Annotated in this window: 13 protein-coding genes and 3 tRNA genes; 10 read left to right on the top strand and 6 right to left on the bottom strand. The window is 32.3% G+C overall.

Features of this window, described 5'->3' with window-relative positions:
• Together blaOXA and C8N26_RS10200 are read left to right on the top strand one after the other, a co-directional pair.
• Entirely contained in the window at positions 1–855 is an 855-nt protein-coding gene (gene blaOXA / locus C8N26_RS10205) for a class D beta-lactamase (protein WP_120187187.1), read from the top strand.
• 36 nt (positions 856–891) lie between these two features.
• Complete coding sequence (locus tag C8N26_RS10200) at positions 892–1,692, top strand: TIGR00266 family protein (RefSeq protein ID WP_120187186.1); 801 nt, start codon at positions 892–894, stop codon at positions 1,690–1,692.
• Positions 1,693–1,752: 60 nt separating this feature from the next.
• Here C8N26_RS10200 and C8N26_RS10195 read toward each other — a convergent pair whose 3' ends face one another.
• The gene (locus C8N26_RS10195) at positions 1,753–3,144 is read right to left on the bottom strand and encodes a TlpA family protein disulfide reductase (protein ID WP_120187185.1); all 1,392 of its coding nucleotides are present in this window, start codon (positions 3,142–3,144) and stop codon (positions 1,753–1,755) included.
• A gap of 167 nt (positions 3,145–3,311) precedes the next feature.
• Here C8N26_RS10195 and hutH point away from each other — a divergent pair, with 167 nt between their 5' ends.
• The gene (hutH, locus tag C8N26_RS10190; RefSeq protein WP_120187184.1) at positions 3,312–4,817 is read left to right on the top strand and encodes a histidine ammonia-lyase; all 1,506 of its coding nucleotides are present in this window, start codon (positions 3,312–3,314) and stop codon (positions 4,815–4,817) included.
• Positions 4,818–5,017: 200 nt separating this feature from the next.
• Here the strand turns inward: hutH and C8N26_RS10185 are convergent, their stop codons facing one another.
• From C8N26_RS10185 to C8N26_RS10175, 3 genes are all read right to left on the bottom strand, one after another.
• A complete protein-coding gene (locus C8N26_RS10185; protein WP_147418500.1) occupies positions 5,018–5,728 on the bottom strand; it encodes an RHS repeat domain-containing protein in 711 nt (236 codons plus the stop codon).
• A gap of 211 nt (positions 5,729–5,939) precedes the next feature.
• The gene (locus C8N26_RS10180) at positions 5,940–6,977 is read right to left on the bottom strand and encodes a methyltransferase (RefSeq protein ID WP_120187182.1); all 1,038 of its coding nucleotides are present in this window, start codon (positions 6,975–6,977) and stop codon (positions 5,940–5,942) included.
• Positions 6,978–7,119: 142 nt separating this feature from the next.
• Positions 7,120–9,681 (bottom strand): ATP-dependent Clp protease ATP-binding subunit, encoded by a 2,562-nt coding sequence (locus C8N26_RS10175; RefSeq protein ID WP_120187181.1) that lies wholly within the window; start codon positions 9,679–9,681, stop codon positions 7,120–7,122.
• A 306-nt stretch (positions 9,682–9,987) separates the two neighbouring features.
• Between C8N26_RS10175 and gyrA the strand changes: the two genes are divergently transcribed.
• Positions 9,988–12,489, top strand: coding sequence for a DNA gyrase subunit A (gene gyrA, locus C8N26_RS10170; protein ID WP_120187180.1), 2,502 nt, complete (start codon positions 9,988–9,990; stop codon positions 12,487–12,489).
• A gap of 17 nt (positions 12,490–12,506) precedes the next feature.
• Positions 12,507–13,745: a tetratricopeptide repeat protein gene (locus tag C8N26_RS10165; RefSeq protein ID WP_120187179.1), complete on the top strand. Its 1,239-nt coding sequence runs from the start codon at positions 12,507–12,509 to the stop codon at positions 13,743–13,745.
• 75 nt (positions 13,746–13,820) lie between these two features.
• Here the strand turns inward: C8N26_RS10165 and C8N26_RS10160 are convergent, their stop codons facing one another.
• Together C8N26_RS10160 and C8N26_RS10155 are read right to left on the bottom strand one after the other, a co-directional pair.
• Positions 13,821–14,594, bottom strand: a complete 774-nt coding sequence (locus C8N26_RS10160; RefSeq protein WP_120187178.1) for a C40 family peptidase — start codon at positions 14,592–14,594, stop codon at positions 13,821–13,823.
• A 26-nt stretch (positions 14,595–14,620) separates the two neighbouring features.
• Positions 14,621–15,796 carry an acetyl-CoA C-acyltransferase gene (locus C8N26_RS10155; RefSeq protein WP_120187177.1) on the bottom strand — a complete coding sequence of 392 codons (1,176 nt, stop codon included), beginning with the start codon at positions 15,794–15,796 and terminating at the stop codon, positions 14,621–14,623.
• Positions 15,797–15,957: 161 nt separating this feature from the next.
• On the opposite strand from C8N26_RS10155, the gene C8N26_RS10150 reads away from it, so the two are divergent.
• From C8N26_RS10150 to C8N26_RS10130, 5 genes are all read left to right on the top strand, one after another.
• Positions 15,958–18,000 carry an HD family phosphohydrolase gene (locus tag C8N26_RS10150; RefSeq protein ID WP_120187176.1) on the top strand — a complete coding sequence of 681 codons (2,043 nt, stop codon included), beginning with the start codon at positions 15,958–15,960 and terminating at the stop codon, positions 17,998–18,000.
• A 91-nt stretch (positions 18,001–18,091) separates the two neighbouring features.
• Positions 18,092–18,173, top strand: a tRNA-Ser gene (locus C8N26_RS10145).
• Between the two features lie 25 nt (positions 18,174–18,198).
• Positions 18,199–18,273, top strand: a tRNA-Pro gene (locus tag C8N26_RS10140).
• Between the two features lie 8 nt (positions 18,274–18,281).
• Positions 18,282–18,355 (top strand) — tRNA-Arg (locus tag C8N26_RS10135).
• Positions 18,356–18,544: 189 nt separating this feature from the next.
• Positions 18,545–22,261, top strand: a complete 3,717-nt coding sequence (locus C8N26_RS10130; protein ID WP_120187175.1) for a two-component regulator propeller domain-containing protein — start codon at positions 18,545–18,547, stop codon at positions 22,259–22,261.
• Positions 22,262–22,418: the final 157 nt, after the last annotated feature.

Here is a 22,418-nt window from a genome sequence, read left to right as displayed (position 1 = left end):
ATGAAATTTAATTATTTTTTTATAATTATAGTGCTACTGTTTTCTTGTAAGAGCGAAGAAAAGAGCAAAAAAGAGAAAGTTGAAGCAAAGTTTGTAGTCAATAATCAGTTTCAAGAAATACTTGATGTTACAAAACTAGAAGGAGCTATACTGGTTTATGATTTGCATAAAGATGTGTATTATTCTAATAATTTTGATTGGTGTAAAGTAGGAAATTTACCAGCATCAACATTTAAAATTCCGAATTCTATCATTGCTTTAGAAACTGGAGTAGTAAAGAATGATAGTGTAATTTTTAAATGGAATGGAGAACCTAGATATCTAAAAGCTTGGGAGCAAGATTTAACATTTAAAGAGGCTTTTCAGTATTCTTGTGTTCCTTGTTACCAAGAAGTAGCTAGAAAAATTGGAGTAGAAAGAATGAAATCCAGTTTAACAAAGCTTAATTTTGGTTCAATGGATGTAGATGAAATAACATTAGATAATTTTTGGTTAGAAGGAAAATCGAAGATCAATCAGTTTGAACAAATTGATTTTTTAAAAAGATTGTATAATTCTGAATTACCAATTTCTAATCGAACCGATAGTATTGTTAAAAAGATGATGATAATCTCTAAACATAACCAGTATGTACTGAGAGGAAAAACAGGTTGGTCTGTTAGAGGTGAAGAAAATAATGGATGGTTTGTAGGTTATATCTTAGTTCAAAATAATGCTTATTTCTTTGCAACAAATGTAGTTCCAAAAAAGAGTTTTGACATGAAGCTTTTTAGTAAAGAAAGGAAAGAAGTAACTTTTAAAGCCTTAAAAGAGCTAAAAATAGTAGGAGAAAATGAATTGTTTGTAACAAAATAGTAAAAAACTCTTCTTATAGTATAAAAACAAAAAATTATGAATGCACACGAAATAGATTATCGCATTTTTGGAGAAGAAATGCAGTATGTAGAAATAGAATTAGATCCACAAGAAGGAGTAGTTGCTGAGAGTGGTAGCTTTATGATGATGGATTCTGGTGTAGGAATGAATACCATTTTTGGAGATGGTTCAAATCAAGAAAAAGGATTATTAGGAAAGATTTTTTCCGCAGGAAAACGAATCTTAACAGGTGAGAGTTTATTTATGACGGTGTTTACAAATGAAGGTCAAGGGAAAAAACAAGTTTCTTTTGCTTCACCATATCCTGGAAAGATTATTCCTATTGATTTAACTGAGTTTGGAGGTAAGTTTATTTGTCAGAAAGATGCTTTTTTATGTGCAGCGAAAGGTGTGTCTATAGGAATTGAGTTTTCAAAACGCTTAGGAAGAGGATTATTTGGTGGTGAAGGATTTATTATGCAAAAAATGGAAGGTGATGGTATTGGTTTTGTGCATGCAGGAGGTACGATGGCTAAAAAAGTATTACAACCTGGTGAAGTTTTAAAAGTTGATACAGGTTGTATTGTAGGTTTTACCCAAGATGTTGATTATGATATTGAATTTGTAGGTGGTATAAAAAACACCATTTTTGGAGGTGAAGGATTGTTCTTTGCGACACTTAAAGGTCCTGGTATAGTATACATTCAATCGTTACCGTTTAGTAGATTAGCAGGTAGGGTGTTAGCTATGGCGCCTCAAACAGGGAAAGGAGATAGAGGAGAAGGAAGTGTTTTAGGAGGCTTAGGTAATCTTTTAGACGGAGATAATCGATTTTAGAAAATAAACTACAAAAAAAGCCGCTAATTTTAGCGGCTTTTTTTTGTATATATGGTTTGATTATATTCCTAATTCATCAAACATATTGATTAATTTTTCGCCTTCAGATGGTGCAGGAGCATTAGGACTTACAATGTTTCCGTTAGGATCGATTAAGATAAATCTTGGTAATCCTTTAATTAAGAAGTTTTGAGCCCAGTCTAATTTTAAGTGACTATCACCTGCCATTAACTGTATACCAGTCATTTCTCTATCTTGGATTGTTTCTTTCCATTTTTCATCGTTTCCTTTATCATCAACATTAATACTTACAAACTCAATGTTTTTACCGTGGTATTCTTGTTCTAATCTTTTTAATAAAGGAATTTCTCTTTTACAAAAAGCACACCATGTAGCCCAAACATCAATGTACAGATACTTACCTTTACCTAATAAATCGTCCATTGAAGTTGTACCACCGTTATAATTAACGTAATCCTTAAATTTAGGTGCAGGTTGCCCTTTTGCAGTGGTTTTTAAAAGGTCGTAGTCTTTGGTAATTTCTTTTTTATGTGCTTCATTAGTAGAGTAAGCCATAAATTTTCTGTAAAATTCTTTCAAATCACTAGTATAGGTAATACTATTTTGAGCACTTTTATATAATAAATCATTTTTAGCAACGGTATCAGTTACTTCTGTATGAACAGTTTCTAAATAAGTTAAATATAAATCTTCGCCTTCTTTGTTCTTTTCTTTAGCTATTTTATTAAGCTCATCTTCTAACATGGTTCTGTAAAAGTAAGAATGTACGTAATCGTTGCCATTACTATAGTTAAAGTTCTCTAAAGGATTAGGGAAGTTTTCAGAAACTTTAAAATCTTTGTTACCAGTTAATGTAATATGGTAATCAGAGTAATTATATAAGTTTCTTAAACATTCATAATCAATGTTTTTAACTTCTTGCTTTAAGAAATCAGCAGGTAATTGCTTAGAGATAGAAAGTTCAGTAACTGCATCTTTATACTCGTCAGTTTTCTCTAAGAATTTTTCTTCATCTAAAACAAAGTATTTATTCGCATTTTCTAATACCTCAAACCAAGTTTTTCTCTTTTCTAATAAATAACTATTAATGTTTGCATGCGAACCTTCAAAGTTAACAATGTCTGCATTTTTATAATCAAATACAAGACCAGCATCTTCTGTTTTTGTTAGATATAAATTAATAGGTGTTTTATTGAAAAATAAAGTGTAGTAACCATCTATGTCAATTTTAAGGGTATCAACAAAAGAACCAGTTTCTCGATCAAACTTTATTTTTTTCTCAAATTTAAAGCCAGATAAAGTAATATCTCTTCGCTTAAAGTTTTCAACTTTACCAGATAAAATCAGATAGTCTTTTACAGGTGCTTGTTCCTCTTTTTTACATGAAATTATGGTAACTCCTATGAGGGCTAAAAGTACTAGTTTTTTCATTCTATAATATTTAGTGAAAATAAGGTGTTTAAGGCGCCGAAGTTAGTTTTTTTAACGTTTTAATCAAAGAAATTAACATATAATTTAAATACTATCACTTTTTTATAAGAAAAGATCTTGAAAATTTATCTTTTTTTAGGTTCTTTGTACACCTCAAAAATATAAAAATGGATACTACACATATAATAAGTTCACAACCAGTAGGTTTAGAAGATATTCATAGTATTGTATTACTAAATAAAAAACTTTCATTATCAGAAGAATCAAGACAGAAGATACAAAAATGTCGTACTTACCTTGATGAGAAAATGAAAACACATAGCGATCCTATTTACGGAATTAATACAGGATTTGGCTCGTTGTGTAACGTAAAGATTAGCGGAGAGAATTTACAACAGTTACAAGAAAACTTAGTAATGAGTCATGCTTGTGGAACAGGGGATGAAGTACCGAAAAAGATTGTGAAATTAATGTTGTTGTTAAAAATTCAATCGTTAAGCTACGGACATTCAGGTGTGCAATTAGCAACGGTTGATCGTTTAATAGATTTTTACAACAATGATATTCTTCCTGTTGTTTATACTCAAGGATCATTAGGAGCTTCAGGAGATTTAGCTCCGTTAGCACATTTATCGTTACCATTAATTGGTTTAGGAGAAGTGTATGTTGAAGGAGAGCGAATTTCTGGTGAAGCCTTGTTAGCAAAATTTGGATGGGAGAAAATCAACTTACAATCTAAAGAAGGATTAGCATTGTTAAACGGAACTCAATTTATGAGTGCTTACGGAGTACATAATTTATTAAAAGCCTATAAATTATCATACTTATCAGATGTAATTGGTGCGGTCTCTTTAGAGGCTTTTGACGGAAGAATAGAGCCTTTTAATGAATTGATTCATTTAGTACGTCCGCACAACGGACAGTTAGCTACTGCAAAACGTATTTCTGAATTGTTAGAAGGGAGTGAGTTGATAGCGCAACCTAAAGAGCATGTGCAAGATCCATATTCGTTTAGATGTATGCCACAAGTTCACGGAGCAACAAAAGATACCTTAGAATTTGTGAAGAAAACATTTGTAACTGAAATCAATTCGGTAACAGATAATCCAAATGTGTTTGTAGATGAAGATATCGTAGTTTCTGGTGGAAATTTCCACGGGCAACCGTTAGCATTAGCGTTAGATTATTTAGCGATTGCTATTGCTGAATTAGGAAATATTTCAGAAAGAAGAACCTATCAGTTAGTTTCTGGTTTACGCGGATTACCAGCGTTCTTGGTTTCTAATCCAGGTTTGAATAGTGGGTTTATGATTCCGCAATATACCGCTGCAAGTATAGTAAGTGCGAATAAGCAATTCTGTACACCATCGAGTATTGATTCTATTGTATCGAGTAACGGACAAGAAGATCACGTAAGTATGGGGGCAAATGCAGCTGTAAAAGCTAAAAAAGTAATTGACAATGTGTGCTCGGTTTTAGCTATTGAGTTGATGAATGCTTCACAAGGATTGTCTTTTAGAGAACACAATACTTCTGAATTCTTAGCTTCTTTTGTAGGAATGTTTAGACAAGATGTACCTGTGGTGAATGACGATAGAGTATTGCATAACGATATTAAAAACGCAGAAAGCTTTATTAACAACTTAACTATTGAAGTAGAAGAGTTGTTTTAAGAAACAATAAATAACATAAAAACAAAAGACTCCAACTGTAATTTATAGTTGGAGTTTTTTGTTTAATAGTCTTGACTATGAGTAGTTGAGTGGTTTAGCACTTAACTTTGCAAGTACACACCAAGTTGAAAATTTTTGCTAGGGTTTTCAGAAGTAGGCGAGAACAAGCAATTAGCTATGGCCATTGTTAGCGGTAGTTTTTAATAATATTCAATTTTTCTTTCGCATATGAATCTAGCTTTTCCTTTTCTAAATTCAATTTGTTTAACCCAATTACCCATTTTATCAAAATCCGTATATTTAAATTCGCTAATTATAGTAGTAATTGTTCCTTTGTAAATTTTTTTTATCATATTTCCATCAGCATCATATTCTCTTGTTGTGGTATCGTATTCAGTAATTTCTTTTATTAAGTTGTTGTTTTTATCATACTTAAAAGTTCTACCATCAAAAATCAAATTTTTATTTTCATCATATTTGATATTGTAGTTTTTAATTCCATAATTTGAATTATTTTTTGTAACTAAAATTGAATCATTTTTCTTTGTATAATTAAAACTGGTTTTGCCCTTAATTTCACCATCAGAGTAGAATTCAATTTCTTCAGTAATCAAACCTTGTTTGTTGTAATTGTATGTTAGGTGATAGTCTATGTCTCCATTGTTTTTAAATACAATATACTCAGTTTCATATCCCCTTTTGTCAAATTTTGTCATATTGTTTCCGAAAAATAAGCCAGATTGTTCTTCTCCTTTTCTAAGTTCTTCGTCTGTTTCTATTACTTCAAAGACTTTGAAGTGTAAAGATTTTACTTTCCCTTTAAGATTTTTTTTCTCAAGGGTAGTTCGTTCAATTGTATTTGCACAATTTACAAACATTACTGTAGTCAAAAGGAGGAGTATTAATTTCATTTATTTTTTTATTAATTACCGCTAACTTGTTTATATACGTAATAAAATTACTATTACATCGCTTATTTAGAAGTATATGCAGAATTTTTAGCAATTTTATTCTTTTCAATTTTAAGAGTTCAATATACTAAAAAAACCTAAGTTGTTGCTTAGGTTTTTGTTGTCATTTTTGTTCAATGCTGTTTTGGTATGTGACGCTTAAGCTTTAGAGTTATTTAACGGCAATAATGGCGCTTGCAGGTCCTGTTAAATGCATCATTCTGGTGTTGTTAAAACCAGTTTCTTGTGCCCACTGCTTAAAATCTGAGAGCGTAAAATCGTAACCTTCATCGGTTTCAATTGCCATGTTTAACGACATCATTAAACCAAAAGCATTTTTATTTCGTTCATCATCAATAATGTTTTCAATAATAATAAGTGATCCTCCTTCAGGTAGGGCGTTGTAGGCTTTTTTTATAAGCATCAATTTATCTTTTGTTCCCCAATCATGTAAAATGTTTCCCATAGTAATAACGTCTGCTTTAGGTAATTCATCAGCAAAAAAATCACCTGAGCGAGTTTCTATTTGGTCGTTTAATCCAAAATGGGTTACATTTTCTTTGGCTATAGGTTCTACAGCAGGAAGATCAAAAGAAATACATTTTATATGTGGGTTGTTTTTTGCGATAAGTATAGATAGCGTTGCACCAGAACCACCAACATCACAAAGTGTGTCGTATTTAGAAAAATCTATATCACGAGCTAACTTCATAAAATTTCCTACCTGAACACCAGACATTCCATTTATAAATTCTCGGAGCCTATTTTCATCAGCATAGATCGCTTCAAAAAGTGGTTTACCACCGTTTTTTGTTTCGTTTTGAGGTTTTCCTGTTGTTAAAGCTTCCTCTAGGTTGTTCCAGAAAGGATATAATCGGTTGTTAGACATTTCTAAAATACCGCCTATATAACTGGGTTTGTTTTTGTCTAAAAATAAGTTAGAGTCTTCAGAATTGCTGTAAGTTGCATTTTCTTTTAATCCAGAACGGTTTAAAAAGCCTAGAGCAACCAAGGTGTCAAGAAAGTCGAAAAGTGATCTGTCGTGAAGATTGAGTTTTTCTTGAATTTCTTTTCCTGATAGTTTACCATTGGCTAAATGTGTAAACAATCCCATTTTAACAGCAGTAAGTAAGGTTTTGGAGGCCCAAAATCCCATGCCTACTTCCATAATTCTAGAGGGTGTAATTTGATTTTCAGTAGTAGAGTTCATAGTCTGGTTATTATGGTTAATAATTAATCTTTCGATTTTGTTAAGTTCAATTATTAGGGATAAATCAAACTGTTTTATGAATGAGGGAAAATCAAGGGAATAAAAAAATCCCAAGTACTTTAGTGCTCGGGATTTTTATTTTTTAATTGTCTTCGTCTATTTCTGTTCTAGACTCTTTAGGTTTTTCACCTTTTTCTATTTTAATGAGTAGTTTTTGGTCTTTCTCATCTAAATCCATAAAAATGGTGTCGCCTTCATTTAGTTTGGAGTTTACAATCTCTTCAGCTAAAGCATCTTCAATATACTTTTGAATTGCTCTTTTTAATGGTCGAGCACCATACTGTTTATCAAAACCTTTATCGGCAATATAATCTTTTGCTTTTTCGCTTAAGGTAAGCTTATAGCCTAAATCGTCAATACGTTTTAATAACTTATCTAATTCAATATCTATAATCTTATGAATGTCTTCACGCTCTAATGAGTTGAATACAATAACATCATCAATACGGTTTAAAAATTCAGGTGCAAAAGACTTTTTTAAGGCACCTTCGATAATGCTTCTTGCATTAGCATCTTCTTGCTCTTTTTTAGAAGCAGTGCCAAATCCAACACCGCCACCAAAGTCTTTTAACTTGCGAACTCCGATGTTAGAAGTCATGATAATCACGGTATTTCTAAAATCGATTTTACGACCTAAGCTGTCAGTAATATGTCCGTCATCTAACACTTGTAATAACATGTTAAATACATCAGGATGCGCTTTTTCAATCTCATCTAGTAAGATTACCGAGTAAGGCTTACGACGCACTTTTTCGGTTAACTGCCCACCTTCTTCGTAACCAACGTATCCTGGAGGCGCACCAATTAAACGAGAAATTGCAAATTTTTCCATGTATTCACTCATGTCAATTCTGATAAGAGAATCTTCAGAGTCAAATAACTCACGAGCCAATACTTTTGCTAATTGTGTTTTACCAACACCAGTAGAACCTAAGAAGATAAAAGAACCAATAGGTTTGTTAGGATCTTTTAACCCTACACGGTTTCTTTGAATTGCTTTTACCACTTTAGTAACTGCTTCTTCTTGACCAATTACCTTACCTTTAATTAATTGAGGTAATTCTGCTAAACGACTGCTTTCTGCTTCGGCAACACGGTTAACAGGAATTCCTGTCATCATCGATACTACTTCGGCAACATTGTCTTCGGTAACCGTTTCACGGTGCATTTTAGAATCTTCTTCCCATTGGTGTTGAGCAGACTCTAACGCAGTTTCAATATTTTTTTCATCGTCACGAAGCTTAGCTGCTTCTTCGTATTTTTGTCCGCTTACTGCTTTGGTTTTACGATTACGAATTTCTTCAAGTTTAGATTCTAATTCTAAAATTTGTTGAGGTACTACGATATTTGTGATATGAATTCTCGATCCTGCTTCATCTAACGCATCAATAGCCTTGTCTGGTAAGAAACGATCGGTCATATAACGATTGGTTAATTTTACACAAGCTTCTATAGCTTCATCGGTAAATGTAACATTGTGATGTGCTTCGTATTTTCCTTTGATGTTGTGTAAAATCTGAATAGTTTCTTCTACTGTGGTAGGGTCAACAATTACCTTTTGAAAACGACGTTCTAAAGCTCCATCTTTTTCAATATTTGTTCTGTACTCATCAAGTGTAGTAGCACCAATACATTGAATTTCTCCTCTTGCTAAAGCAGGTTTTAACATGTTAGAAGCATCTAACGAACCTGTTGCGCCACCAGCACCAACAATCGTGTGAATTTCGTCAATAAAAAGAATAATATCATCATTCTTTTCAAGTTCATTCATTAGCGCTTTCATACGCTCTTCAAACTGACCACGGTACTTTGTTCCTGCAACTAAGCTGGCTAAGTCTAAAGAAACAATACGCTTATCGAATAAAATTCTTGATACTTTTCTGTCTACAATACGTAGCGCTAATCCTTCTGCAATGGCAGATTTACCAACACCTGGTTCACCAATTAGCATTGGGTTGTTCTTTTTTCTTCTACTTAAGATTTGAGAAACGCGTTCTATTTCTTTTAAACGACCAACTACAGGGTCTAACTTACCTGCAATAGCTAAAGCTGTTAAATCACGTCCGAAATTGTCTAAAACAGGTGTTTTAGATTTCTTTACTTGTTTCCCTTTTTGAGGTTGTTGACCGTAAGGATTTGTTTTATCGTCAGCAAAATCATCTTCAGAAGGCGTTTCACTTATAGGAGAGATATATGTATCGTCATCAACATGTAACTCTTTGTATAAGCTTTTTGCTTGCTCATAATCTACATCATACTTTTGAAGTAGTTTTGTTGTAGGATCATTCTCGTTGCGTAAAATACACAACAATAAATGAGCCGTGTCAATAGCATTGCTTTGATATAATTTAGCTTCTAAAAACGTTGTTTTTATTGCTTTTTCTGCTTGTCTTGTAAGATGTAAGCTCTTTCTTTGTGAGTTTGCTATAGATGGGGTTGTAGGGTTTAACTTTTCTAATTTATTGCGAACTAAATCTAAGTCTACATCGAAAGTAGTTAATATTTCGATGGCTTTCCCGTCACCTTTCCTAATCAAACCTAACAATAGATGCTCTGTTCCAATAAAGTCATGACCTAAACGTAAGGCCTCTTCTTTACTAAAAGTAATTACATCTCTTACTTGTGGTGAAAAATTATCGTCCATAAATTTATTTTCTGTCTCTGTAAAGTTAGTAAGTTTTTTTCTTAAAAATTACAAAAAAGGTGCCAATAGTTTTTAACTGACATTATGACGAGTAAAATAAGCATTTTTAATGTTTAAAACCACGTAAAATTGTTAATAAGTATCTTAAAACAATAGGGATATTTTTTGTGTAAAACTGAGGGTTGTAGTATCTTGCAATGTTTTAGAAAATGCGACAAATAAAATTGCATTTTAAAAGTGAGTTTTATCGAGTGTAAAATTCACTTTTTTAACGAAAATAAATACTAATATTTTAAAAGAAAATATATGGCAGATGGCGAAAAGTTGATCCCTATCAACATTGAAGAGCAAATGAAGTCGGCATACATCGATTACTCAATGTCGGTGATAGTATCTAGAGCATTACCAGATGTAAGAGATGGTTTAAAACCAGTACACAGAAGAGTGTTGTTTGGAATGCATGAATTAGGAATTAAAGCTACAGGAGCATATAAGAAATCTGCAAGAGTTGTAGGAGAGGTGTTAGGTAAGTATCACCCACATGGAGATACTTCGGTATACGATTCTATGGTGCGTATGGCACAAGACTGGAGTGTGCGTTATATGATGGTTGATGGACAAGGGAACTTTGGTTCAGTTGATGGTGATAGTCCTGCAGCAATGCGTTATACAGAGGTGCGTATGCAAAAAATATCAGAAGAAATGTTGTCTGATATTGAAAAAGAAACGGTAGATCACAAGTTAAACTTCGATGATACTTTACAGGAGCCAACTGTATTACCAACACGTATTCCTAACTTATTAGTTAATGGAGCATCAGGTATTGCAGTAGGTATGGCAACAAACATGGCACCACATAACTTAACAGAAGTTATTAATGGTACTATTGCCTATATTGATAATAGAGACATTGAGATTGATGAGTTAATGCAACACATCAAAGCACCTGACTTTCCTACTGGAGGAATTATTTATGGATATGATGGTGTAAGAGATGCTTTCCATACAGGTCGCGGACGTATTGTAATGCGTGCTAAAGCTACTATTGAAGAGGTAAAAGGACGTGAGTGTATCGTTGTAACTGAGATTCCTTACCAAGTGAATAAAGCAGAAATGATTAAGAAAACTGCTGACTTGGTTAATGAAAAGAAGTTAGAAGGAATAGCGAGTATTCGTGATGAATCTGACCGTAAAGGAATGCGTATCGTTTATGTATTAAAGCGTGATGCAATTCCTAACATTGTCTTAAACAAGTTATTTAAATATACACAATTACAAACATCGTTTAGTGTAAATAATATCGCTTTAGTAAATGGCCGCCCAGAGCAATTAAATTTAAAGCAGTTAATTCACTATTTTGTTGAACACAGACATGAAGTAATTGTTCGTAGAACAGAATTTGAATTAAAGAAAGCTGAGGCTCGTGCTCATATTTTAGAAGGATTAATCATTGCTTCGGATAATATTGATGAGGTAATTGCAATTATTAGAGGTTCTTCAAATGCTGATCAAGCACGTGAAAAATTAATGGAGCGTTTTGAATTAACAGAGATTCAAGCACGTGCCATTGTTGAAATGCGTTTACGTCAGTTAACAGGACTAGAACAAGACAAACTACGTTCTGAATATGATGAAATCATTAAGACTATTGCAGATTTAAAAGATATTCTTGCTAATGAACCAAGACGTTACCAAATTATTAAAGATGAATTATTACACATCAAAGAAAAGTATGGTGACGATCGTCGTTCAGTAATTGAATATGCAGGAGGAGATATGCGTATTGAAGATATGATTCCTAACTCTAAGGTAGTAGTTACTATTTCACATGCAGGTTACGTAAAACGTACAAACTTAGACGAATATAAAGTTCAGAATAGAGGAGGGCGTGGACAAAAAGGAGCAACTACTCGTAATGAAGATTTCTTAGAACACTTATTTGTAGGTACCAACCACCAATATATGTTGTTCTTTACTCAAAAAGGAAAAGTATTCTGGATGCGTGTATATGAAGTGCCAGAAGGAGGTAAGAGTACCAAAGGTAGAGCGATTCAGAACTTAATCAACATTGAGCAAGACGATAAAGTAAAAGCATACTTAGTAACGGGTGATTTAAAAGATGAAGATTACATTAACAGTCACTACGTAATCATGGCTACAAAACAAGGTCAGGTTAAGAAAACTCCTTTAGAACAATATTCTCGTCCAAGAGCTAATGGTATCAATGCTATTACTATCAAAGAAGGAGATGAGTTATTAGAAGCGAAGTTAACTACTGGAGATAGCCAAGTAATGTTAGCGTTACAATCAGGAAAAGCAATTCGTTTCGAGGAAGAGAAAACGCGCCCGATGGGTAGAACAGCATCTGGAGTTCGTGGTATTACCTTAGCGCATGATAACGATGAGGTAATCGGTATGGTTGCTGTAGATGATGCTGAAAGTGATATCTTAGTGGTTTCTGAAAAAGGATATGGAAAACGTTCTAAATTAGAAGATTATCGTATTACCAACCGTGGAGGTAAAGGTGTGAAAACATTGAATATCTCAGATAAAACAGGTAATTTAGTAGCAATCAAGAATGTAGATGATTCTAATGATTTAATGATTATTAACAGATCCGGGTTAACCATTCGTATGGCGGTAGAAGATTTGCGTGTTATGGGACGTGCAACTCAAGGAGTTAAGTTAATTAACATTAAAGATAATGATGATATTGCAGCGGTTGCAAAAGTGATGCATGAAAAAGACGAAGAAGAAAATGGCATAGAAATTGAAAATGAATCAAACGAAAATCAAGAACAACAATAAATAAATCATAACTAAAAATGAAAAATCAATTTATAGCCCTTTCTTTAGGATTGATGTCGTTAGGGGCAGTGGCTCAAAAATCAGAATTAAAAGAAGCTGAAAAAGCGATTAAAAAACAAGATTTTACGACGGCATTAAGTACTCTTAAAACTATTGAAGGGTCTTTAATGATGAATGGTGAAGATAAGTATAAGTCTAAATTCTACTTTTTAAAAGGTAAAGCATTAGCAGCACAAAAAGATTATAAAGGAGCAGCAGAATCTTTGAACGCTTTATTTGCAATGAACGAAAGCAAATATGGTGATGAAGCTCGCCCTATCTTAAATCAAATGATTCAAGAGGTGTCAAACAAAGCAGTTGATTTGTATAACAACAAGAAAGATTATAAAAATGCAGCTGAAAACTTTTATTTAACATACCTTTTAAGTCCTGCAGATACTTCTTTTGCTTATAATGCAGCAGTTTCTGCTACGCAAGCTAAAGATTACGATAAAGCTGTTGAGTATTATAAAGAATTACAGAAAATAGGTTATACTGGTATAGAAAAAGAGTTTGTTGCTACAGATAAAGCTACAGGAAAAGTAGAAAGTTTCGGAAATGATAAAGCTCGAAGAGATTTAATGGTAAAGTCAGGAGGGTATTTAAAGCCAGATACTAAATCAACAGAATCTAAAACAGCAACAATAGTTAAAAACGTAGCCTTAATCTTAAAAGAGCAAGGAAAAACGGATGAAGCTATTGAAGCGTTTAAAGAAGCTCGTGCTTCTAACCCTAAAGACCTTAATTTAATTTTAAATGAGGCGCAATTATATGTTGAAATGGGAAAAATGGATAAGTTTGGAGAGTTAATGAACGAAGCAGTAGCTTTAGATCCAGAAAATCCAACTTTATACTATAACTTAGGGGTGGTAAACTTCAATCAAGGAAGAATGGAGGATGCTAAAAAGTATTATGAAAAAGCTGTAGAATTAAAACCTGATTATGCAGATGCTTATATGAACTTAGCTGTAATTGTTTTAAATCAAGAAAAAGCGATTGTAGATGAAATGAATAAGAATTTAAATAATTTCAAAAAGTACGATGAGTTAGCAGCAAAGCAAAAAGAAGTTTATAAAGAAGCTTTACCTTTTTTAGAAAAGGCAGATGGCTTAAATAGAAATGTTGAAACTGTTAAAACTTTAATGAATTTATATGAGGTTTTAGAGATGAGTGACAAAGCTTCTGAATACAGAGAGTTATATAAATCTATGCAATAGGATAATTGTAGAAATGTATAAAAAAAGCGGAACTAAACTTAGTTCCGCTTTTTTTTATGATTAAAGTTAAACGCTTTAGTCAATTAAACGTTTAATAACTCTTAGTTTATGTGTGTGTTGGTGTGTATCAACATTGTAAATACCGCTATGGTCTAATTTATCGATACGTACCTTTCCATGAGCATGAATAATGTTGTAATCATTCATGATAATTCCAACATGGGTAATAACACCTTCTTCGTTATCAAAAAAGGCTAGATCACCAGGTTCGCTTTCTTCAATAAAACTTAGTACCTCACCTTGAGTAGCTTGTTGTTTAGCGTCTCTCAGAAGGTTATATCCACATAATTTGTATACGGTTTGTGTAAAGCCAGAACAGTCAATTCCGAAAGGAGATTTACCACCCCATAAATAAGGAACATTTAAAAATAAAAAAGCGGTTTCTACTATAGTAGATTTATCTAATTTATTACCACAAACTTTACCGTCATAAAAAAACGAAGTATTGTTTATGTTAATTGTATTGTCCTTAAATAGTGGAAGACGAGCTCCCATTGAAATTGTTGTTAGGTTACTGTTATTGTCAGTAATAAAGTCTATCAACTCACCAGCATAATGCTTTTTCTCTTTTGATAAAAGCGTATGAATTTCTTCTGAAATTTCTTCGTATTGCTTATTGTCGATATATCCTTCGTAGCTATCAAAATCTAAACGAATTTTACTCCATTTTTTTGATTTTTCTATAACTTCAAAGTGTTCGCCAAAAAGAACCTGATTTACCATTTCTGAAGCATCAGAAGGCTCTAATCGAAGAGGAACAATACTTAAATTACAAATTCCGAAAGACATCTACTTAGTTGGGGTTTTTAAAACAATTAAACTCTTTCAATTACCATTGCACTAGCACCACCACCACCGTTACAAATACCAGCAGCACCAATTTTAGCGTTGTTTTGTTTTAAAATAGAAGTTAAAGCAATAATAATTCTAGCTCCAGAAACACCTAATGGGTGTCCTAAGGAAACAGCTCCACCATTTACGTTTACTTTATCAGCTGATAAACCTAAGATTTTCATATTAGCTAATCCTACAACTGAGAACGCTTCGTTTAATTCGAAATAATCAACATCTTCAATAGCAACACCAGCTTTAGCTAAGGCTTTTGGTAAAGCTTTAGCAGGGGCAGTTGTAAACCATTTTGGTTCGTGAGCAGCGTCAGCATAACCTTTAATTTTTGCTAGTGGAGTTAACCCTAATTCAGCAGCTTTTTCAGCAGACATTAATACTAATGCAGCACCACCATCATTAATAGTAGAAGCATTGGCAGCAGTTACTGTACCTTCTTTTGTAAAAGCAGGACGTAAAGCAGGAATTTTATCCATTTTTACGTTTTTATATTCTTCATCTTCAGAAAAAATGATAGGTTCACCACGACGTTGAGGTATTTCTACAGGAACAATTTCATCTGCAAATTTACCTTCACTCCAAGCTTTTGAAGAGCGGTTGTATGATTCAACAGCAAAAGCATCTTGATCTTCTCTAGAAAATTCGTATTTAACAGCACATTCATCAGCACAAACTCCCATAGCTACTTGCTCGTAAGCATCAACTAATCCGTCTTTTTGCATTCCATCTTCCATTTTAATAGGACCAAACTTAGAACCTGTTCTAGCATGTTGATAATGTGGAATCATACTCATGTTTTCCATACCTCCAGCTATAACAATTTCAGCATCACCTAAAGCAATAGTTTGCGCAGCTAACATGATAGACTTCATTCCTGAAGAACAAACTTTGTTAACAGTAGTACAAGGTACCGTATCAGGAATTCCTGCAAAAATTGCAGCTTGACGCGCTGGTGCTTGACCTAAACCTGCTGAAACTACATTTCCCATAAAAACTTCTTCAACCATTTCTGGTTTTAAGTTAATTTTATCTAAAGCTCCTTTGATAGCTACAGCACCTAATTTTGGTGCAGGTATAGTTGATAAAGATCCTAAAAAACTACCAATTGGAGTTCTAGCTACTGATACTATTACTACTTCTTTCATTTGTTATATTGTTAATTTTATTCTTTTTGATAAACCTTTTAAAGGATAGGTTTATTGTATTGAATATGTTGTATTAAGATTTGTTTTGCGAAAATAACCATTTTATAATAAGTACTCAAATAATAGAGAAAGGTTATATTTACATTTTATAAACATCTAAAATGAACGATTTAATCAATAGACTGTATAAAAACAACACGATAATTTACAAAGTGTTATTGTTTTTAATAACAGTGATAGCTATTGTGTATTTGTTTCCGAAAGGAGGACAATTTAAGTATGATTTTCCGCAAGGAAAACCTTGGCAGTATGATAACTTATATGCTCCTTTTGATTTTGCTATTCAAAAAACTCCTGAAGAAATTGAAACAGAGAAAAAGGAAATTGAATCCAATTCGAGAAAATATTTCGAAGTAGATACTTCTGTGAAAAATGACGTACTGAATTCTTTTTCAAAAGATATTAACTCTTTAGATTCTTTATCGACTTATACTAAAAGAGATTTAGTTAAAGAAGGAGAAGCGATTATCGATAAAGTTTATAACTATGGTTTTTTGGATGACGCAAGTATTGATAAGGCTAATAGAGGAGATATAGTAGTTTTAAGAAAAGGAAACTCTATAGATGATGTTCCATTCTCAAAATTGACACAATCCAAAGAAATATTAAAGTTTTTACGGGTAAATACAGAAACGTTTTCTTACTACAAACAAAGAATACTTATAAACTACTTATCAAGTAACTTAAAACCTAACGTAACGTATGATTATAAGTATAGTGAGAAAGAGCTTGATGAACTCTTAAAAAGTATTTCTTATGCAAAAGGAAAAGTATCAAAAGGAGAATTAATCATTTTAAAAGGAGATATTGTTGAAGGAAGAAAATACAATGTTTTAAAATCGTACGAAGTAGCTTCTAGTTCTCTCATTTGGACAAAATCTAATTACAACTGGATTGTTTTCGGTTATACAATTTTAGTGGCATTTGCGCTTTTAATGTTATTACTTTTTTTAGAAAAATACAGACTTGAAATATTTAATGATAATAACAAAGTAACATTTATCTTCTTCAACGTATTTTTAATGATTTTTGTGCAAACTATGGTGGTTAAGTATAATTCAGATTATTTGTATGTAGTTCCGTTAAGTATTTTGCCAATTGTTTTAAAAGCCTTTTTTGATGCGCGTTTAGGATTATTTACACATGTGCTTACAGTGTTATTGTTAGGATTTATTGTACCGAATAGTTTTGAGTTTATTTACCTTCATATTATCGCGGGAATTGTAACTATTTTAACAGTGTCTGAGTTGTATAAAAGAGCAAGTTTGTTCATGTCAATAGGGCAAATTACGTTGATTTATATGCTTACCTATTTTGCATTTTCAATTTTAAAAGAAGGAAATGCAGATAAAATAAACTGGGAATACTTTGGGTTATTTGCGGCTAATGGATTGTTGTCCTTTTTAGCTGTATTCTTTATTTATTTTTACGAAAAATTATTTGGATTGGTTTCTGATGTTACACTGTTAGAATTGTCAAATACAAACTCTAAGTTGTTGAGAGATTTAAATGAAAAAGCTCCAGGAACTTTTCAGCATTCTATGCAAGTGGCAAATTTAGCAGAAGCAGCGGCGAATGAAATAGGAGCAAACTCTATGTTAGTTCGTACTGGAGCTTTGTATCATGACATTGGTAAAATGGCAAACCCGATGTACTTTACCGAAAATCAATCGACAGGAGTAAATCCTCATAATGATTTGTTGCCTATAGATAGCGCTCGTATTATTTTAGACCATGTGATTAACGGAATAGAAATAGCTAAAAAAAATAAATTACCAGATAGAATTATCGATTTTATTAGGACACATCACGGAACAAGTGTTACGTATTATTTTTATAAAATGGAGTTGGAGAACAATCCTGATGTTGATATTAAGAAATTTCAATATCAAGGACCTATTCCTTTTTCTAAAGAAACAGCTATATTAATGATGTGTGATGCAGCTGAGGCTGCTTCTAAGAGTTTGAAAAATCCAACAGCGCAATCTATAGATCAATTAATAGATAGGATAGTTGACAAGCAAAAAAACGATAATCAGTTCATAAATTCAGATATTACATTTAGAGAGATAGAAAAAATAAAAAAAATTATTAAGAATAAGTTAATGAATATCTATCACTTACGTGTTGAGTATCCAGAATAGTGAATTTTTTTCGATAAAAAGTTTGTGAAAACGTATATATAGTTATACATTTGCACTCGCAATTTTTAATTCACGCTTCGGCAAGAATTAAGGAGAGGTGGCAGAGTGGTAATGCAGCAGCCTGCTAAGCTGTCATCCTTCGGGATGCCCGGGTTCGAATCCCGGTCTCTCCGCACAAAAATTGAAGATGACACTAATCGGGGTGTAGCGTAGCCCGGTCATCGCGCCTGCTTTGGGAGCAGGAGGTCGCAGGTTCGAATCCTGCCACCCCGACAAACAATGGTCGCGTAGCTCAGCTGGATAGAGCATCTGCCTTCTAAGCAGACGGTCACAGGTTCGAATCCTGTCGCGATCACAAAAAGCCTTACTAGTTTTAGTAAGGCTTTTTTGTTTTTTATACCTTCAAAAAACGTTTTAGTATTGAGTTAGTTTATATAAAAAGGAAATAAACTAATATTAACGTTTACATAATTTAAACTTAATTACAGAATGACATCTCTGAATTTCAACAAAATTATTTTTGCTAGTTATAAAAGATGGAAGTATGAGAACGAAGTTATTTTTTTTGTTTTTTATTGTTGTGGCTAACAGTTTAGGGCAATCTTTAAAATTTAAAACATTAACTACAAAAGAAGGGCTATCAAACAATTCTGTAAATGATATCATAAGTGATGACAAAGGAAGGTTATGGGTTGCTACTTGGGACGGACTTAATCGTTATGATGGGAATAACTTTAAAATTTTTAAACATGTAGATAATGATACTACTTCTCTTCCTGGTAATGTCATTTATGCTTTACAAAAAGATACAAACGGATCGTTGTGGTGTTTAACCGATAATAACTCGGTAAGTAAGCTGCATAAAGAATCAATATTTCAAAACTTTTCATTCAAAGATACTCCTGTAAACTTTAGGTTTTCAAAAAAGAGAAATCTTGTTGTTGAAACTAAAAACAGCAAATATTATGAGTTTGATGGTACTAAGTTTACAGAAATAGAAGCCAATCAAGTCTTTAATAAAGAGCCATTAGTTCATGAACAATTATTGTTAAATGAATATCCTGAAGTTGTTATCAATGAATCTTACCAAGATAGAAAAGGTAATATTTGGTATGCTACTAGAAAAAATGGACTTTATGTTATCAGAAACAATCAGATAAATATTCACGATACACAAATAGAACATTATACATACGATTTATACAATCCATATAGTTTTACAAGTAATGAAATAGAAAAAATTTACGAAGATAATTTTGAGAATATTTGGTTAGGACACAAAGATGGAGGTCTTAGTATGGCTTATATTGGTTCAGAGTATATAAATACGATTGCTCCACATCCGATTAACTATAAACATTTACCTAATGAAACAGTAAGAGCTATTACGAAGGATAAAGATAATAACCTTTGGTTAGGTTATTACACGGAAGGATTGTATAAGTATAGCAAGTCTGAGAAATGTTTTGTTAAGAAACAATTAGAAAAAGCAAAAGAAAATCAAGAATGGGAAAGGATACGTAGTTTATACACTGCTAAAGATGGTTCTATATGGGTAGGAACCTATGCGGGACTTATTCGTATAAAAGAATCAGAAATTTCTTATTACAGTGCTGATGAATTTTCATTGCTACCAGCAAACAGAATTTATGCAATGACAGAGACAGATGATAATAGAATTTGGTTTGCTTGTTGGGGAGGATTAGCGGTATTTAATCTAAAAGAAAATAAGTTTGAAGAAGTTCCTGGAGTAAGCTCATTAAAAAAATACCATATTAGAGATGTTGTTGCAAGTGGTAATGAATTAGCATTGGCAACTGAAAACTATGGAATGGTGTTGTTTTCTATTGCTGATGGAAGTAAACATAGTGTTACTACAGCTGAAGGTTTAACTGGTAATAGTGTATATAGTATTGCCAAAGACAAATCTACAGAAATGTATTGGGTAGCAACCTTAGGAGGGGTAACAGTTTATGATCGAGAAAAAGGAGTTGTAGCAACTATTTCTGAAAATGAAGGGTTACCTAGCCATATGGTATATAGTGTAATTCCTAAAGGAAACTACATATGGGTAAGTACTACTAAGGGGATTGCTTCAATAAATAAAGAGGATTATAAAGTTAATGTGTCACATCCAGAAGAAGGTTGGCAAGCACCAGAGTTTTCAGAAGGTGCGTACTATCAGGATTCTAAAGGAGTATTGTATTTTGGAGGAATTAATGGGGTTAATTATTTCGCCCCAGAACTAATAACCTTCAATAAAAAAACACCTGAATTAGTTATTGAAGTAGATGGAATAGAAGGTAGAGGGGATCTAATAGAAAAAACATTTTCAGAAAATAATATCAGTTTAGAAATAACCTCTGTAGCATATCGAAAAAATCATGAAAATGTAATTTTATATAGGTTAAAAGGTTTTGATAAAGACTGGAGAGTGTATGGAACAAGTCCTGTTTTATACAAAAAACTACAGCCAGGAGAATATATTTTGGAAGTGAAAAATAGTTTAAGTACTTCAGAGGAGGAGTTGACTTCTATTCCTGTAATAATTAAACCCCCATTTTATAAAACCTCTTGGTTTTTATGGATATTGGTTTCTGGAGGAATTGGTTTAATAATTTTTGGATTTGGTTATAAAGTACGTAAGGATAAGATTTATAAAGAAAAATTAAAACAAAAAATTAGCGAACGAACAGCTATAATTGAAAGGCAAAAAAAAGACCTAATAAAAGCAAATGCAAAGCTAGAAGATAAGAATCGTGAAATTTTTCAACAAAAAGAAGAAGTACTGGCTTTACATCACAAATTAAAAAATGAAGACTTTGAAATAGATAAATTCAAAACGTTTGTTTTGGCTGAATTTAAGAAGCCTTTAATGCAATTATTACAAGAAAGCCAAGACATAAGTATACCAGAAGAAATACAAACTAGATTAATTCGTCAAACACAAACTATGGTTGATGCGTTAATGGAATGGGATTTTTTAGAACAAGTACACCATGTAAAAACTACAGAAGCGTCAGCAATAGAGATTAATGATGTTTTACATGAGCTAACTAAAAACTTAGAAAGAAAACTTATACAATCTGGTATAAATCTTAGTTATCAAATACCTGGAAAAAAAGAATGGATAACAATAAACCTATTACAATTCAAACTTTTATTTAAATATGTTTTTAACGACCTTATAAAGTATAGTAATCAAGGTAGTACTATAGAGGTAGTTTATATTTTAAAAGATACAAGTCTTGAATTAAAAGTTGATTCTGACAGTAGTGTTCTATTGAATAATATTGAAAGTTTACAACGCTATAGTCCTTATTACAATGCAGCAAAAGAGTTGTTACTACAATTAAAAGGAAAAATAACTGTAAATCCAGATGGAGGAAGAGTGTCTATAGAGGTAGAGGTACCGTTTCAAAAAACAAGCTCAGAAAAGGCCTCTATGATACAATGGAATCATTTAGGAATGATAGATGAATTACCAACTGATAAACATAAAGTATTAGTGCTGAGTAGTGAGGTGAATTATGGAATATTACAATCGTTATTAGGAAATGAAGCTTATCATTTAATTTTTGAAAGTAATGTTGATAAACTATTTTCTGCACTTTCAAATCTTAACATAGATTCTATAATTTTTTATGATGTAAAACTTACAAATGAAGTTGTACAGTTCTTAGAAAATCGTAAAGAAAATAAAAAAACACCTCATTGTCCGATACTCTATCTTTCTGACGAAATAGGGCATTCTCAAATAGAGCAGGTAACAAAATTAGGATTAGATGTAACCGTTCAGTTACCAGTAAGTAAAACATTTTTACAAGCAAAATTAGAAAACCTTTTAAATAGTAGAAAGCCTTTATTTACTACAAAATCGATTAGTAATACTTGGATAGAAAAGCATAAAGACGAGCAATTACTTTCACCAAATGAAAAATTAGTAAAAAAAGCGCTTACCTATATGCATGAGTGTTTACATGATCATACTTTCAATATAGAAAGCCTTCAAGAGAAGCTAGAAATATCAAGAGTGAAGTGTTATCGTGTTTTTAAAGAAATATTAAAACAATCTCCGTCAGATGTGTTGATTAACCTAAGACTCCAAAAAGCACAACATCTGTTAAACCAAAATATATTGAACATTTCAGAAATTAGTTTTGAATGCGGCTTTGCAAACCCAAAATATTTTAGTAGGCAGTTTAAAAAGCATTTTAATATGAGTCCTAAAGCGTATAAGGATCAAAAAATAGTAGCTTAAAAGTTAGCTTCAGATTAGGCTAATGTTAGTAAAAAGTTACTGAAACAAAAGTGTAATTATTTAGGCTTTTTTATGAGGTTTTTTGAAACATATGTGCCCCTTTTTTGAAACGATTAGACCCCTTCTAAATATCTCCTTAAAATAGATTCGTCTCAGA

The sequence above is a fragment of the Tenacibaculum lutimaris genome, assembly GCF_003610735.1.
Lineage (GTDB): Bacteria > Bacteroidota > Bacteroidia > Flavobacteriales > Flavobacteriaceae > Polaribacter > Polaribacter lutimaris.
The sequence above is the reverse complement of the archived record's forward strand: the minus strand, read 5'-3'. Positions and strand labels throughout refer to the sequence as shown.